The 15,149-nt window shown below is 67.6% G+C and carries 17 protein-coding genes and 3 pseudogenes; 11 read left to right on the plus strand and 9 right to left on the minus strand.

All coding sequences use genetic code 11. From position 1 onward, the window contains the following. The first annotated feature begins 14 nt into the window (after positions 1 to 14). A complete protein-coding gene (locus tag OG568_RS51055; protein ID WP_329536953.1) occupies positions 15 to 455 on the plus strand; it encodes a hypothetical protein in 441 nt (146 codons plus the stop codon). 162 nt (positions 456 to 617) lie between these two features. Here the strand turns inward: OG568_RS51055 and OG568_RS51060 are convergent, their stop codons facing one another. From OG568_RS51060 to OG568_RS51080, 5 genes are all read right to left on the minus strand, one after another. Continuing rightward, a complete protein-coding gene (locus tag OG568_RS51060; RefSeq protein WP_329536954.1) occupies positions 618 to 917 on the minus strand; it encodes a hypothetical protein in 300 nt (99 codons plus the stop codon). A 63-nt stretch (positions 918 to 980) separates the two neighbouring features. Further along, on the minus strand, positions 981 to 1,193 hold the full coding sequence (locus OG568_RS51065) for a hypothetical protein (protein WP_329536955.1): 213 nt from the start codon (positions 1,191 to 1,193) through the stop codon (positions 981 to 983). Then, the gene (locus OG568_RS51070) at positions 1,190 to 1,351 is read right to left on the minus strand and encodes a hypothetical protein (protein WP_329536956.1); all 162 of its coding nucleotides are present in this window, start codon (positions 1,349 to 1,351) and stop codon (positions 1,190 to 1,192) included. Before OG568_RS51070 ends, OG568_RS51065 begins: the two co-directional genes overlap by 4 nt. Then, the gene (locus OG568_RS51075; protein WP_329536957.1) at positions 1,335 to 1,997 is read right to left on the minus strand and encodes a hypothetical protein; all 663 of its coding nucleotides are present in this window, start codon (positions 1,995 to 1,997) and stop codon (positions 1,335 to 1,337) included. The genes OG568_RS51070 and OG568_RS51075 overlap by 17 nt, the downstream gene beginning before the upstream one ends. Before the next feature lie 221 nt (positions 1,998 to 2,218). Beyond that, the gene (locus OG568_RS51080) at positions 2,219 to 2,698 is read right to left on the minus strand and encodes a hypothetical protein (RefSeq protein ID WP_329536958.1); all 480 of its coding nucleotides are present in this window, start codon (positions 2,696 to 2,698) and stop codon (positions 2,219 to 2,221) included. Positions 2,699 to 3,024: 326 nt separating this feature from the next. Here OG568_RS51080 and OG568_RS51085 point away from each other — a divergent pair, with 326 nt between their 5' ends. From OG568_RS51085 to OG568_RS51105, 5 genes and pseudogenes are all read left to right on the plus strand, one after another. Then, positions 3,025 to 3,420: a hypothetical protein gene (locus OG568_RS51085; protein WP_329536959.1), complete on the plus strand. Its 396-nt coding sequence runs from the start codon at positions 3,025 to 3,027 to the stop codon at positions 3,418 to 3,420. A 349-nt stretch (positions 3,421 to 3,769) separates the two neighbouring features. Continuing rightward, a complete protein-coding gene (locus tag OG568_RS51090) occupies positions 3,770 to 4,144 on the plus strand; it encodes a hypothetical protein (protein WP_329536960.1) in 375 nt (124 codons plus the stop codon). Between the two features lie 393 nt (positions 4,145 to 4,537). Then, a complete protein-coding gene (locus tag OG568_RS51095) occupies positions 4,538 to 5,608 on the plus strand; it encodes a ferritin-like domain-containing protein (protein ID WP_329536961.1) in 1,071 nt (356 codons plus the stop codon). Next, positions 5,605 to 6,330 (plus strand): CDGSH iron-sulfur domain-containing protein, encoded by a 726-nt coding sequence (locus OG568_RS51100; RefSeq protein ID WP_329536962.1) that lies wholly within the window; start codon positions 5,605 to 5,607, stop codon positions 6,328 to 6,330. The genes OG568_RS51095 and OG568_RS51100 overlap by 4 nt, the downstream gene beginning before the upstream one ends. Before the next feature lie 142 nt (positions 6,331 to 6,472). Then, positions 6,473 to 6,577 (plus strand): annotated as a pseudogene (locus OG568_RS51105) (helix-turn-helix domain-containing protein); the annotation flags it as partial. A gap of 37 nt (positions 6,578 to 6,614) precedes the next feature. Here OG568_RS51105 and OG568_RS51110 read toward each other — a convergent pair. Next, positions 6,615 to 7,847, minus strand: a pseudogene (locus OG568_RS51110) (IS3 family transposase). A 210-nt stretch (positions 7,848 to 8,057) separates the two neighbouring features. On the opposite strand from OG568_RS51110, the pseudogene OG568_RS51115 reads away from it, so the two are divergent. Further along, a pseudogene (locus tag OG568_RS51115) lies at positions 8,058 to 8,459 on the plus strand (transposase domain-containing protein); the annotation flags it as partial. An 81-nt stretch (positions 8,460 to 8,540) separates the two neighbouring features. Here the strand turns inward: OG568_RS51115 and OG568_RS51120 are convergent. Further along, positions 8,541 to 9,524 (minus strand): aldo/keto reductase, encoded by a 984-nt coding sequence (locus tag OG568_RS51120; RefSeq protein ID WP_329536963.1) that lies wholly within the window; start codon positions 9,522 to 9,524, stop codon positions 8,541 to 8,543. 35 nt (positions 9,525 to 9,559) lie between these two features. Then, on the minus strand, positions 9,560 to 10,483 hold the full coding sequence (locus OG568_RS51125; RefSeq protein WP_329536964.1) for an SMP-30/gluconolactonase/LRE family protein: 924 nt from the start codon (positions 10,481 to 10,483) through the stop codon (positions 9,560 to 9,562). A 123-nt stretch (positions 10,484 to 10,606) separates the two neighbouring features. Between OG568_RS51125 and OG568_RS51130 the strand changes: the two genes are divergently transcribed. From OG568_RS51130 to OG568_RS51145, 4 genes are all read left to right on the plus strand, one after another. Further along, positions 10,607 to 11,047, plus strand: a complete 441-nt coding sequence (locus OG568_RS51130) for an Lrp/AsnC family transcriptional regulator (protein ID WP_329536965.1) — start codon at positions 10,607 to 10,609, stop codon at positions 11,045 to 11,047. A gap of 257 nt (positions 11,048 to 11,304) precedes the next feature. Next, positions 11,305 to 11,703 (plus strand): YunG family protein, encoded by a 399-nt coding sequence (locus tag OG568_RS51135; RefSeq protein ID WP_329536966.1) that lies wholly within the window; start codon positions 11,305 to 11,307, stop codon positions 11,701 to 11,703. A 240-nt stretch (positions 11,704 to 11,943) separates the two neighbouring features. Further along, positions 11,944 to 12,255 carry a hypothetical protein gene (locus OG568_RS51140; protein ID WP_329536967.1) on the plus strand — a complete coding sequence of 104 codons (312 nt, stop codon included), beginning with the start codon at positions 11,944 to 11,946 and terminating at the stop codon, positions 12,253 to 12,255. Between the two features lie 666 nt (positions 12,256 to 12,921). After that, positions 12,922 to 14,574 carry an IS1182 family transposase gene (locus OG568_RS51145; RefSeq protein ID WP_329534780.1) on the plus strand — a complete coding sequence of 551 codons (1,653 nt, stop codon included), beginning with the start codon at positions 12,922 to 12,924 and terminating at the stop codon, positions 14,572 to 14,574. A 73-nt stretch (positions 14,575 to 14,647) separates the two neighbouring features. Here the strand turns inward: OG568_RS51145 and OG568_RS51150 are convergent, their stop codons facing one another. After that, positions 14,648 to 15,148: a hypothetical protein gene (locus tag OG568_RS51150; RefSeq protein WP_329536968.1), complete on the minus strand. Its 501-nt coding sequence runs from the start codon at positions 15,146 to 15,148 to the stop codon at positions 14,648 to 14,650. Position 15,149: the final 1 nt, after the last annotated feature.

The raw sequence follows: 15,149 nt of genomic DNA on the forward strand, positions 1-15,149 counted from the left end.
CGGTGGGGTGGGCGATGGGAACGGTCGAGGGGCTCTGGAAGGCCAGGGAGATGCCGCTCCGTGACGGGCTGTACCGGCCGGACGACACTGGCTTGGAGTTACATGTACACGGTCCGGGGGCGTACCACCCGGATGCTGGGCAGCCGATTCCCTTCCGTATCGGAGGACCGTTCGAAGTGGCCCAGGCCATCGAGGAGCACGGCATCGACGATGTGGACACATATTTCGAGAGCCCGCTACCGGACGGAGCAGGATGGATGTCCGGTGGGGGCGGCGGGATGGGGAACATCGGCTACCTCGCCCGTCTAAACGCCAACCGCTCGTTGCAGTGGGTCGCCGTGATGTTCCACTCCAATCCCTTCGTCGGAGTGCACTTCCAGGACACGAGCGCCGTCTTCACCAACAATTGGGGGAATCGGTTGCTGCTCGACCTTATGAACCCCGCTCTTGTATGACCCGGCCCGTACCCAACATGGCAGCTCCTCCTTTCACGGTGATCGGCCGGAGAGACTGGGACACTCTCGCCGTCGTCCCGGCCAGACCCAACAACCCGACCGAACTTGGGGGCTGAGGAACATCCATGTCAGATGGGTGCGGCTCTGTTTGAGGGACGGTGATTACGCCGCGAGTGCAAGGCTGTCGCGGTAGCGGATGGCGTGAACCCGCAGGTGCTCGCGCTGCGCGTGATATTTCCAGTGCTCCTCGAAGTCGCCGTTGCTGATCACCGTGCGGAGCTTGAGGACGGCCTCGGCCCCGGCCAGGCCCCAGCAGGCGCCGGTGATGTCCATCCGGTCCTTCACCAGGTACCGACAGGCCCCCTCGATCAGGCCTGTTGCGATCGGCCAGCCCTCCGCCAGCGCGATGTCGTAGCCGAGGTAGGGGAGTTTGGCCCGCAGGTAGCCGACTGCCTTGTCCACCCCCAAGCGCCGTTGGCTGTCCAGTTTCGCCGCGTCCGCGTGCGCTTCGAGGGCGTCGGCGACCTACTCGGCCCGGCCCTGGAGGATCTCCAGAGCGTTCTTGCCGACCCAGCTCTCGGCGGCGGGGTCGGTCTTGGCGAAGAAGCACCAGGCCGCGCCCCACGCGTACTCCAGCACGTGAACGAAGTCGATCAGCAGGCGTACCTCCAGCCCGCGCGCGTCGCACTGATCATGGATCACATCCAGCTGGTGGCGGGCGCCGTCGACCAGCATCACCCATTCCCGCTCCCGGTCGGGCCGCGGCGCTCGGCCTCGTCGAACACCGTGCCGATGACCTGCGCGGCGTCGCGTTCGACGGAGGCGGTCAGCCACTTCGCCTGTGCCCTGGGACGTTTGGTGCGTTCGGTGCCGTCGGGATCACCGTGCCTGATCACATCGCCGGGCCGGCGCCGCGCCGGCGCGAGGTCGTAGACCGCGCCGACGGTCGCCATCCGTTTGCGCCCGTTCTTCTCCCCGCCGGCGAGACGGGTGGCGAACGGCCCGCCCCCGGATGCGGCCTTCTTCACAGGCCCGCCTGGTCTCCTCGCGCAGACCCTCGGGGAGCATGACGATCCCCTTGCCATCGGCCGAAAGCACCAGCAGCATCTCCTCGGAGCCGGAGCCGGAGCCGGAGCCGTGGGCGTGGGTGCTGCGCACGTGTGCGTAGAAGTCGTCGACGTCCGCTGCGGCGCGCTGCACCAAATGCTCGACCTGCCGCTTGCCCATGTGTGTGCCGGTGACGCGCTCGATCGCGGTGGCCGCTGACTCGAACGAACCGCGCGCCGCCTTCCTCGCGGCGAGCTTTTTGAGCTCGTGCGAGTGCCGCCCGACCGGCAGGTCAAGTTCGGCATCGGCCGGGTGCAGAGTCGAAGCCCCCTTCGCGCGGTAGGCGATCCGCTCCACCTCCACGGTGCCGAACCTCGTGGACAGCATCCGCTTGTGGCCCGCCTCGGCGGCGCGCCGCACCACCTGGTCGAATCCGGCAACCTCCGGCAGGCGCTCCTCACGCTGCGCATGCTGGGCAAACCACTCCTGCAGCATCAGGCGGTGCACCTCGCGGCCGCGCGCGGCGATGGACTCCTCCGCCTCGGCGTGGGAGACGCCCTGGTGGTCGAACAGATCGGTGAGCAGTTACTCGAAGGCGGCGCGGCCGGCGGGAAACACCCCGCCGGTCCCGGGCGGGCCGTACTCTGGCATCGGGCTCTTCCCTTGCGTCGTATCAGGCTTGTCACCAGGCACGACGCGGGGAAGAGCCCGCCTGATCAGGGCCGATCGGATGCGCGAACGCCATCGGCCAGCGCGAACAGACCCCTGGACGGCTCGGCCAGCCACTCACCTCGCACCATGCGCTTCAGCCGCATCCGCGGCGTCTCGGCGTGCCGGTGGTCGGCGGCCTCCTGGGTCACTTCGCAGATCTCCTTCGCCCGCAGCGGCGTACCCGCGCTGGCCAGCAGGGCCGGCACCGGCCGGTCGCCCTCAACGGGCACCTCACCGGTCGCGACACGCACGACCGGCGGCAGACAGCCAGGCAGATCGTCCGGATCCACATCCCGTGAAGGCACCTGCTCAAACTCCGGTTCGTCCGCGTCACGTTCAGCGAACACGCGGGCCAGGGTCGCCTGGGTGACCACCAGATCGGACAGCTCCTCCTCTCCGGCAGCGATCCGCTCGTTCAGCGCGGTCAGCTCAGCCCGCAGCCCCTCCACCCGACGCCGGGCCGCCTCCTCACGCTGCTTCAGCAACGCCAGCAGCTCCTGCTCGACGCGTCCCTCCCGGCGATGCCGCCGACGCAACCGCGCCGGGCCCAACCCCCACACCACCCATGGACTTACCGAACCTCAGGAACGGGGAGCGTGCCGGTAGTGGGTCTTTGTGTGGCAAGGTATCCCGGGCACGCGTGCCGCGCTGCACATAGCAGCAGAAGCCGCGTCGTCTTGGCGTAGTTGTTGCTCTCGGCGCAGTCCTCTGCTGCCTGCTGCGCTACACCGCACCTTCTTGTTCGACCTATGTGGAGCAGTGAACTTTGAACACAAGACGACGCCGGGCACTGCTGGCTGCCGTTGGGGAGATGCTGGAGTCCGCTGAGCAGGTCGAGGCGACCGCGATGGTAAATCTGGGCGAGGTCTCGTTCAAGAAGAACCTGGCAATGGGGTTCGCTTCGGCGATCTTGAGCGGCGGTGCGATGACCGTTGCTGCCGCTCCGCAGCAGATGTACCTTGCGGTGACAGGGGAGCGGCTGTTCATATTCCAGGCGAACGAGTTCCTCGCGAAGCCGGGCCGGCACGTGGCCACGTTCCAGCTCAAGGACGTGAAGCGGACCGAGATCAAGCCGGGGGTCCTGAAGAGTTCGTTCATCCTGGTCGACGAGTCCAGGGAGCAGGCGCTGCGCGTCATCTTCCCGTGGCTGACCAGCCGCAAGGATCTGGACCCGGTGGCGCAGCGGATTGCTGTCGCGCCAGCGTAGGCAGAACAGAAGCCTCGCCACTCGAGTACCCCCCTCTACCTTCCTCGCGCCGGGCGCGGAAACGCACCCCACTTCCCCGAGACCGCTTAGCGGGAAACCGCGGGGAATGATGGGAAATCACGGGCACCGCGAGCAGGAAATGCCCGGGAGCTGGAGCCGCCCGCTCGCGGAGGAGCGGTCCGGTTCGCCACCTGCGGGGGGTTCCCCTCCGACAACAACGGCTACTTCGCGGTGGTGCTGACGAGATCCGCAGGTCTTCGACGCCGCGGCAAGACTCTTCCCCGGTGGAGCGGACTGGCTGTCCCTGCACCTGCACCACCGGCCGGTGCCCCCGTTCTCGGATCGCGGCGTGATCACCGTCCCTCAAACAGAGCCGCACCCTTCCGACTTCGCCCGTCTTTTTGGCTCGCCGGACGAAGCGCGTCGCCTGGCCGTCGAACAGGTCACCGGAGGATCTGATCCGCACGAGAGCTGGGTCCGGCTGGCGCTCGCCCTGCGGAGGCAGCGTGCCACCCCCTCCGCGGAGAACCTCGGTACCAACGCGGCGGCCTTTACACTGACGCATCGACCGGAACTGATCCGGGCCGTCCATGCCCTGGTCGCCGAGCTGACCGGCGCCGCGCCGGACCTTGTCGCGCTGGCTGCATGGATAGGGGCAGAGGACAGTACGCCCGACTTCCCCGAACTACCGAAGATGGACGCGGCCTTCACGGTCCATACATAGTGGAACAGCAGATGCGGTCGCTTTGGGCGTACAGAAGAACAGCGTGCGGGTGAGTGGCACGCTGAGCTTGACTCTGCAGCTCCTATAACGGGTGTGGTGTCCTTTCACTCACTTCTGGCACGCAACGAAGGCCCTGGGCACGGTCTCATGCTGCTCGTGCACCACTGACCGTCGTGTGACCATCACGCCGTCACGCCGAAGCATCGCTGTGGAGACCCCCAGACGCGCGGAGCTGTCACAGATCGTATGGCTGCGCGGTCTTGGTTGATGATCTGACAGCAACGTATGCCGCGGCAGGCGGAACGGTGTCCCTGCCGTCATCACCGCGCGGCAACGCTTCTTGCACGCCGACGTGCTTGCCCGTCCCCCTCGACAGCTGAAGTGAGACCATCCATGAATCACCCGGAACAGCTCGAGATCGCCGAGGTGCCTTCGACCGCACGGATCGCCACACTCGAAAGCCTTCGGGAGCATCTGCAGTGGGCGATCGAACTGGAACACGCCACTTTGCCGCCCTATCTCTGCGCGCTCTACTCGCTCGAACCGTCGCGGAACCCGGATGCCGTTCAGGTGATAGCCGGCGTCTTCGTCGAGGAGATGATCCACCTGTCGCTGGCGGCGAACCTCCTCAACGCGGTCGGCGGGCAGCCTCGCCTGGACACGCCGCAGATGCTGCCTCGCCACCCCCGGCCCCTGCCGCACGGCGACCGCTCCCTGGAGTTGTCACTCGTCCCGTACGGCGCGGAGGCACTGGAGATGTTTCTCCGCCTCGAACAGCCGGCGCTGCCTGGTGCTCCGGCCGAGGGCGACAACTACGAGACGATCGGTCAGTTCTACGACGCGATAGAGGAAGGACTGCGTCACCTGTGCGCCGAAATCGGCGAGCGGGAGGTCTTCTGCGGTGACCCGGCTCGCCAGGTCACCGCCGGCCCTTTCCTCCACACCGGCGGACAACTGGCTGCGATCACCGATCTCGCCTCGGCCCTGACGGCGCTGGAGGAAATCGTCGAGCAGGGCGAAGGTACGGCACGCGGCGAAGTCTGGGACGGCGACCAGGACATCTTCCACCCCGAGCGCGACGAGGTCTCGCACTACTACCGCTTCCAGGAGCTCAAGTTGGGCCGGCGATACCGGCGCGGTGACACGCCGCAGTCCGGCCCCACGGGTGCAGCGGTCGCGGTCGACCTCGCCCACGTCCGCCCGATGCGCCCCAATCAGCGCATGGCGGATCACCCTGTGGGCAGTCCGATCCGTACCGCCCAGGAGGAGTTCAACCGGACGTACTGCGGACTGCTCCATCTCCTGGATCAGGCCTTCAACGGCAGTCCGAAATCACTCGGGGCCGCGACCGGCATGATGTATGCGCTCAAGGCGCAGGCGCAGGGCCTGATGGAGATGCCCGACGCGGACGGCACCACAGCCGGCCCGACTTTCGAGTACGTCGCCCCCGAGTCCCGCCGGTGAACGGCGACGAGCGGCGCCGGATCGTCGTACTCGACAATGGCCCGTACGTGGTCTACGGGCGGATCCCGCTGAGACGCAAACGCAAGATCGTGTCCGAGCAGGACGATTCACTGGGCTGGGAAACACGTGAGACCCTCCAGACCGAGGAAATCTACGTGCTGTGCCGCTGCGGACGCTCGGGTTCGAAGCCGTTCTGCGACGGGACTCACGCCGTGATCGGCTTCGACGGCACGGAGTCGGCGGATGTCCGTCCCTACGAGGAAGTGCAGCACGTTCACGACGGAGTGGGCATCTCAGCCCAGCGAGTCGGCGAGCTGTGCATCCACGCCGCCTTCTGCATCGGCCGCACCAGGCCGATCGCCGAGATGCTCGCCGACACCGACGACAGCGACGTACGCTCCAACGTCATGGGACGGATCGGCGACTGCCCGTCCGGGTCGTACAGCTACGCCCTTCAGCGCGACGGCAACCCGATCGAGCCCGACCTTCCGCAGGCGATCTCGGTCCTCGAGGAGGAGAACGATCAGGCCAGCGCGTTGTGGGTCACTGGCGGAGTGCCTGTGTTCAGGGCGGACGGCCAGCCACTGGAGACCCGCATCAGGATGACGCTGTGCCGCTGCGGCCACTCAGACAACAAGCCACTCTGCGACGGGACCCACCGCAAGATCGGGTTCCGCGATGAGAACACCGTGTCCGGAGGCACGCCCGAGTCCGACACATAGGGGCTTTGGCCCCTGGGGCCTTGACCCAACGCCGGGTACTCACACACCCAACAACGTGCCTGGGCCTGCACACCCGTTTCTGGCACCTTCGGGCCCCGGAACGCGGCCCAATCCACTACGGCCTGGAATCAGGCCCGCCCCGGGGGTCCGGGAGACCGCGCGACGTCTCGGCCGTGATCCATCGACGGTATCCCGGGAGCTGCGGCGCAACGCCGCGACCCGTGGCGGCCGACTGGACCACCGGGCGGGCCTTGTCCCCGAGGGGTGGACACCTGTTCGTATCGTTATGCGGCGAGTGTCAGGGTAGCTGACTGTTGCTTGTAGGCGATCGGTGCCTGCTGTCCGTTCGCCGAGTGCCGTCGGCGGGTGTTGTAGCGGGTGGTCCAGCGAAAAACAGCCAGGCGGCAGGCGCGGGCCCCGTCGAAGCGGCGGGCGCCGCGGAGCGTCTCGCGTTTGAGGGCCGCGTTGAAGCTCTCGGCGAGCGCATTGTCCGCGCTTGTGCCGACCGCACCCATGGACTGTCGTACCCCCAACTCGGCGCATATTTCGGCGAATTGGGGGGGAGGTGTATTGCGCTCCGTGATCGCTGTGGAAGACGGCTCCGGCCAGGCTGCCGCGGGTCGCGGCGGCTGCCTGGAGCGCGTCGGCTACCAGCGAGGTGCGCATGTGGTCGGCGATCGACCAGCCCACCAGGCGGCGTGAGAAGCAGTCGATCACCGTCGCCAGATACAGGAACTCGCCGTCGCCCACCGGCAAGTGCGTGATATCGCCGACGTACTTGGTGTTCGGCGCGCTTGCGGTGAAGTCGCGCCCCAGCAGGTCCGGCACCGGCGTGGCGGACGGTTCGGGCACCGTGGTGACCTGGCGCTTGCGCAGCCGCAGCCCGGCGATGCCAAACTTCCGCATGACTCGTCCGACACGCTTGTGGTTCACGCGCTCGCCCTGGTCGCACAGCTCGGCGGTGATCCGGGGCCGGCCGTAGGAGCCGTCCCACTCGGCGTGCACGGCCCTGATCCGCTCGGCGAGCGCGGCGTCCGCCCGCTCACGCGCGGCGCGGGCCTCCCGGCCGGACCGCCATTTGTAGAAGCTGGAGCGGGTGACCTCCAGTACGTGACACAACCGCTTCACGCCCCAGGCGCGGTGGTGGTCCTCAATGAACTTGAAGCGGTTCACCAGTTCATCTCGGCGGCGAAAAACTTTGTCGCCTTGCGGAGAATGTCCCGTTCGGTGGCCAGCGTCGCGTTCTGCTTGCGCAGGTCCTTGTTCTCCGCGCGCAGGGCCGCCATCTCGGCCTCCAGCTCTTCCTTCGTGACCTCGCTCACTGGGACGTCCTTCGTGCTCTTGATCATGGCGCCGCTCTGGCCGCGGCGGACCCGCTCGGCCCGCACCCAGTTGCGCAGCGTCTCCCGGCTGATCCCCAGGTCCTTGCCGATGCCCTCGAAGGTGTGGCTCGGGTCCGACAGGTACAGCGCGACCGCGTCCGCCTTGAACTCGGGCGAGTAGACCTTCATCACCATAAGAGATGCCTCCTCCCCGGCCCCTGCCGGGGCCGGGCTCAGAGGTTTCCACCACTCAGGGACAGGTCCCAAGGCCGGGTAGTTAGGATTTTCGCAGGTCACGCAAGGGGAGTTGGCGAGATTCCGACGTAGAGCAACGGAGCTCGTTGGTACAGGCAGTCGTCCAAGACAGCTTGTCCCGAAGGAGCTCCGTTGCTCAATCATTGTGTCCTGCCGCCGCCGTTGGCGACTATCACCCGAAAGGTCACGGTGGCTGCGGGCCGGTTCGCGCCCGGTCATCTGGGGGAACTGACGGCGATCGTGCCGTTCGAGCTCGTCGACGCGGTCCTGTCGGAGACGAGGACGGTGCAGCGGCGGCTGCGTGATCTGCCCTCGCGGGTGGGCGTCTACTTTCTGCTCGTGATGTGCTTGTTCCCCGAGGTCGGCTACCGGCTCGTGTGGGACAAGCTGACGGCCGGCCTGTCCGGGATTCCGGTGGTCTGCCCGACCGCGAAGGCGTTACGTGACCTGCGCCGGCGACTCGGCAGCGCGCCGGTTCGGGCGTTGTTCGACGTACTGGCCGGGCCGTTGGCCAGGCCGACGACGCCGGGAGTGCGGTTCGGGCCCTATCGGAAGCGTGTTCTGCTCGTGGCCGCCAGCCGTCGACCACAAAGTGTCACTGCAGCGACGGCCTCATAATCGGCTTCGCCCCGGCTACCAGCGGTAGTGGACCTGCCCCCGGATGCGCCGGTCGTACAGGTCGCGCACGGCCCCCAGCGTCGCGCCCGGCAGCAGTGGCAGCTCCGCGGCCGCCGCATTCGCGCGGGCCTGTTCCGGGGAGCGGGCGCCGGGGATCACGGTGGTCACGCCCGGCTGCTGGATGATCCACCGCAGCGCGGTCTGCGCCGAGGTGGCGCCCTGGGGTGCCAGTTCCACGAACTCCGCCGCCGCCTCGACGCCGGACTCAAAGTCGACGCCCGAGAACGTCTCGCCCCGGTCGAAGACCTCGCCGTGCCGGTTGTAGGCACGGTGGTCGTCCTGCTGGAACACCGTGTCCTTGGTGTACTTGCCGGACAGCAGCCCCGACGCCAGCGGCACCCGCGCGATGATCCCCACCCCCGCCTCGGCGGCCGCCGGAAGCACCTGATCCAGAGGCTTCAGCCGGAAGGGGTTGAGGACGATCTGCACGCTCGCCGTACCTGGCCGGGCGATCGCCGTCAGCGCCTCCTCGCATGTCCTCACGCTCACCGCGTACGCCGCGATCCGCTCCTCCGCGACCAGCGTGTCCAGCCCGTCGAACACCTCGTTGCGGGAGTACACGGGCGTCGGCGGGCAGTGCAGCTGCACCAGGTCCAGCGTGTCCACGCCGAGGTTAGCCCGGGAACGGTCCGTCCAGGCGCGGAAGTTCTCCAGCGTGTAGTTGGCCGGCAGCTGTTCCAATCGACGCCCCATCTTCGTCGCCACGAACACCCCAGCATCCGGGCGTTCTTGCAGGTAGCCGCCGATCAGCTGCTCGCTGCGACCGTCGCCGTACTCATCCGCCGTGTCGAAGAATGTCACGCCCGCCGCGACCGCCGCGTCCAGCACGGCGAAGGCATCCTCCGCGCGCACATCACCCCACCCCTCTCCCAGCTGCCAAGTCCCGAGTCCGACAACGGACACCTTGCGGCCCGTCCTGCCCAATACGCGCTGCTCCATACGGTGATCCTTTAGGGAAGGGGTGGGGTTGGGGATCAAACCACCATCGGTGCCGCCGCAACCCCCATGACCAGCGAGTAGAGCGTGTCGTTCGCCGTGATGAAGAGGCGGTTCCGCCTCTGGCCGCCGAAGCGGATGTTGGAGACCTTGTTGGGCACCAGGATGCGGCCGAGCAGGGTTCCGTCCGGGGCGTAGCAGTGCACTCCGTCGTCCATAGCTGCGGCCCAGAGGTGGCCCCGGTCGTCGAAGCGGAGGTTGTCGAAGCGAGCCTCCTTACGGGCCCCCGCTTCGGTGAAGATCTTGCCTTCGGACAGCGTGCTGTCACCGCGTACGTCGAAGACCCGGATGAAGCCTGCCCGGGTGTCGGAGACGTACAGCTCGCTCTCGTCGGCCGAGAAGACCAGGCCATTGGGCGCACCGAAGCAGTCGGCGACCAGCTGCACTTCGCCCGTGGCCGGATCGATGCGGTAGACGTTGTTGGCGCCGATCTCGCTCTCGCCGCGCACGCCCTCGTAGTCGCTGGTGATCCCGAAGTCCGGGTCCGAGAACCAGATCGAGCCGTCGGACTTCACGGCCGCGTCGTTCGGGCTGTTGAGCCGCTTGCCCCGGTAGCGGTCGGCGAGCACGGTGAGCGAGCCGTCGTGCTCGGTGCGGGTGACCCGGCGATTGCCCTGCTCGCAGGTGATCAGACGGCCCTCGCGGTCCAGGGTGTTGCCGTTGGAGTGCCCCGCGGGCGAGCGGAAGAGGCTGACCGCTCCGGTCGCCTCATCCCAGCGCAGCATCCGGTCGTTGGGGATGTCGCTCCAGATCAGCTGGCGCCAGGCCGGTATGTACAGCGGCCCCTCCGCCCAGCGGGAGCCCACGTGGAGCGTCTCCAGTTGCAGATCACCCGCGGCGCACTTCTCCGTACGGAACCTGTCGTCGAGTACTTCGTAAGGCGCGGGGCGGCCGGTGGCCATGTCTGTTCTCCTTCAGTCGTTCTGCGTTCCAAGCGCTGAACAGCATCCTGCTGGAGCTGAGTATTGAGGATGCCATATGGTCAATGCAGGGCATTAGATGGAATTGGTTTAGAGGAGAGTCTCATGGACGATGTGGACCGGAAGCTGCTGAACCTGCTGCAAGAGGACGCCACCCAGGCGTACGCCGCCCTGGGTAAGGCCGTCGGACTCTCCGCGGGCGCGGCCCACGAACGAGTGCGCAAGCTGCGCGAGTCGGGGGTGATCCGCCGTACGGCGGTCGAAGTGGACCCCGCCGCGGTCGGCGGCGGCGTGCTGGCCTTCGTCATGGTCGACTCATCCGCATGGATGGGCGACGCCGGCGAGTCCTTCGCAGCAATCCCCGAGCTGCAGGAGGCCCACATCATCGCGGGCAGCGCATCGGTCCTGGTCAAGGTCAGGACCGGGACGACCGAACAACTCCAGGACGTGCTGCGGCGGTTGTACGAGGTCGAAGGCGTCAGCGGCACCCAGGCGACGGTGGCCCTGGAGACGTTCTTCGAAAGGCCGGTGTCGACGGGAGTCTGAAGCACCCATGTACCGCTATCAGGCCAGCAAGAGCGAGTATCGCGACCCGGGTGACGGAGCGTCACCGGCGCACAGAGGCATCTGCCCGTTCACGGAAATCTTGGCAGAGCCACTCAAGTCCTTGCTGACGGACAGGTGATCTCCCTGCCCGGTATGACTATTCGTCCTCTGTCCGGCTGCATTTGTGCAGTTCGAGACGGCCGAGCCGTGGTGCCTGCGCCGTCTGTGATGTCAGTGGTGGCTGCGATGCTGGCGGCATGATCCCCTGGAGCCTGCTTGATCTCGACAAGGCCCTGCGTGCCGGCTGGGCCGCCGACACCTGTTCGCCCGACAACCAGGCCGACTGGCAGCCGGGCAATCCGGCCAGGGGGCACTGTGACATCACGGCCTTGATCGTCAACGACGTCTTCGGCGGCGATCTCGTGGTCGGCGAGGTGCACCTTGACGGGACCCAGGACGGTTTCCACTGGTGGAATCGGCTGCCCAGCGGGGCGGAACTCGACCTCACCCGCGAACAGTTCCAGCGCGGGCAGACCGTCACAGCTGCTCGTGTCGTCGCGCGGCCGCCGGGCCCGCTGGCCCGCCGCTGGGAGGAGTACCTCCTTCTGCGTGAGCGTGTGATCAAGCACCTTGGTCCGCTTCCGGAGCCCGTCTGAGGAGGCCGGGATCAGCCCGGCTGGTTCAGTGGGACGACGCCTTGACCGCTGGTGGCCTGGGTCAGCCGCAGCGACGAACCCTCGGTCAGGCGCGAGGCTAAGCGTCATCGAACTCCGCGAGCCCGGAAACTCCGAAACGCCGTACGGGCACCTGTTCCGCAAGCCGAGCTGCGGCGTGGCCTTCGCCCACCTGCTCGGTTCGGGCCTCGTCTCCGGGGCGGGCGCACTATCGTCAGGCATATGAAGGTCCGCCACAATGTTCGTGCGGTTCTGCTCGAGGAAGAGATCGGCGCCACGATCGGCCCTGCCACCGAATTCCTGACCTTGACCGAACCGGGCGAAAAGGTCACCGTCGTACAGCACTTCTTCCGCGCCGACGTGCTGGACATGGATCAAAGCCGCCGCAGCGGCCCCGAGGTCGACGACCCCAGCATAGGCGACTTCTCGTCAGTCCGAGTCGAGTTGAACGCGTCAACCCTGACAGCGCTCGAACTCCAACCGCCCGAACTCGCCAGTTACCTACGGGAGCACGCGAAGAAATGGGGCGCCTGAGAGTTGGCGCCACTCGACAGATCCCGTAGAGGCGCCCCCTCAATCTGTGGCGTCTACCCAGCGGGCGGCCAATTGCCAAGCGCGTGGTCGGTGGAGTCTTAATGAACGAGTCAACAGGCCGGAACCGAATCCGCGTCCCTTGCTGTGGCCGCCGCCACAGCACCCCCCACTCAATCGGGGGTGAACCAGACATGTGCGGTGAAGCGCTCCGGGATCGGTGGAGGCTCCGGACTGTCCTGAGTTGGACGGAGTCGAGTTGTTTGGTTTCAGGCTACTGACGGGGTGTGGAGTTCGCACTCCACCGGGCTGAGCAACCCCCTCTCGGGTCACCCGATCCCGCTCCAGATTTCTTCGAAGCCGGACTCGGCCCAGCCCCAGCCTGGCCCGGGCAGGCCCGCTCGGCGAGCACGCCGCGGCAGTCAGGGACTGTCGCCGGAGCAGTAGAAGCAGCAGCTCACGCCGGGGCCGGGCGCGCGGCTCACCGGGATGCGGGTCGTACAGCGACCGCCCGCCGGGGAACTTCGTCTGGCGGACGTGCTCTCTGCGAGAGCGGAGCCCCGCCCCCGTACGGGATGCTGTTGGTTAATTCGGGCCTGTGCGTGACGTCGGCCTTCAAGACCCGGTTGTGGTCTTGAAGGCCGACGTTGTCGTATGGGGTGGGTGCGGATGTCGATGCAGCCGAAGGGGTCTGGGGAGATCCCGGCGGAGACGGTGCGGGTGGCGCGGGCCGCGTTCCCAAAAGGGAGCCTGGCGATCCGGGTGCGGGACGAACTGGGGTCGTTGTTCAGCGACGAGCAGTTCGCCGGCCTGTTTCCTGCGCGGGGGAAACCGGCTTGGTCACCGGGGCGACTGGCGATGGTGCTGGTGTTGCAGTTCGTGGAGGCGCTGACCGACCGGCAGGCCGCGGAGGCGGTGAGGGCTCGTATCGACTGGAAGTACGCGCTCGGGCTGGAGTTGGCCGATGCCGGATTCGACTACTCGGTGCTCTCGGAGTTCCGGGACCGGCTCGTCGGAGCCGACGGCGGCCGGGAGATCCTGGACACGGTCCTGGCGGCCGCCCGGCGACAGGGACTGATCACCGCCCGGGGCCGGGCACGGACCGACTCCACCCACGTGCTGTCCGCGGTGCGCGAGCTGAACCAGCTGGAACTGGTCGCGGAAACCCTGCGCTCCGCGCTGAATGCCGTAGCTCTGGCCGAGCCGGGCCGGCTGAGCGCGTGCGCCCGGCCGGAATGGTTCAAGCACTACGCCACCCGGGCCGAGGACTCCCGTTTCCCCAAGGACCGGTCTCGCCGGGACCAGACGTATCGGCGGGTCGGCGACGACGGCATGCACCTGCTGCGGAACGTCTGGGCCCAGGACGCGCCACCGGGCCTGCGGGAACTGCCGGAAGTCGAGGTGCTGCGGCAGGTGTGGGTGCAGTACTTCCACCTGGTTGACGGGGAGGTGGCCCGCCGGGACCCAAAAGACCGGCCACCGGGCCTGATGCGCCTGGTGACCCCCTATGACCTGGAAGTTCGCACCGGCGGAAAGCGCGACATCAACTGGGACGGTTACAAGGTCCACCTCACCGAGACGTGTGAGGACGACACCCCGCATCTGGTCACGGGCGTGGTGACCACCCTGGGCAGTGTCTCTGACGACCGGATGGCCGCCCCGGTCCACGCAGAACTCGCCCGGCGGGATCTGCTGCCGGGCGAGCACTGGGTGGATACCGGCTATGCCAACGGTGGCGCCTTGGTGACGGCCGGCCGTGACCATCGGGTCGACCTGCACGGACCGCTGAAAGCGGTGACCGTGCCGCACGCCCGCGGCGATGCCGCCTTCGGCCAGGACGCGTTCACCATCGACTGGGACAACCAGCACGTGACCTGCCCGAACGGCGTTGTCAGTACGCAATGGGCCCAGCGCAACTCCGAGGAGGGACTGCCGACCATCCGGGTCCGGTTCTCTCCGGCCGACTGCGGCACCTGTCCCCAGCTGCGGGAATGCGTCAACTCCGCCAAGCCTCGGCGGCGGGAGATCAACCTCCGACCCCGCGACGAATATGAAGCACTCCAGCAGGCGCGAAAGCTCCAGGCGACCGACGGGTGGAAGGACCGCTATAAGATCCGTGCCGGCGTTGAAGGCACCATCTCCCAAGCAGTGAACGCCTGCGGCCTGCGCAGAACCCGCTACCGCGGCCTGGCGAAGACCAGTCTCCAGCACCAGCTCACCGGCGCCGCCGTCAACCTCATCCGCATCAATGCCTGGCTCACCGGCACACCAAGAGCCCGCACCCGCACCAGCCCCCTGACAGCACTCCGCCCCGCCGCATAACGACGGGGCGAAGCAACCAGGCCCGAATTAACCAACAGCATCCCGTACGGGGGCGGGGACTGCCGCAGGTGGCTCAGGGCGACGCGGTCGCCGCTCCGGTGGACGGCGCGGCGAGCTCCTTCAAGTGCTGGCGCCACGCCGCCGTCACGCTCGGCGGGATCTTCGTGGTCAGGCCTCCCTTCTTGGTGAACGCGAGCCCCCGGCTGTAGGCACCGCCGTCGCATCCGTCGGACTGGCGGGTGAGCTTCACGTCGGTGGACGCGTCGATCTCAGGGCTGGTGCTCCCCTTCGGGGTGACCCGCAAGCGCACCGTGCCGTGGTCCGGGTCCACGTCGTCCGGGAGCCCCAGGTTCACGCGCGTGATGTCCTCCTGCTGCAGCTCGCCCTTCGCGCACTTGCCCCGCGCACACAACTCGTAGGAGGCGCCGGCGAGGTCGCTGTATCCGTCCCGCAGGAACATCACGCTCACGCCGGACGTGACGCCGACCCCAGCGCACGGCTGCGACGGCGACGTGCAGGCGGACACGGTCGTGAGCAGGGCGGCCACGCCGACGAGCACGAACAGTCGAATCATC

The sequence above is a fragment of the Streptomyces sp. NBC_01450 genome, from assembly GCF_036227505.1.
GTDB lineage: Bacteria > Actinomycetota > Actinomycetes > Streptomycetales > Streptomycetaceae > Streptomyces.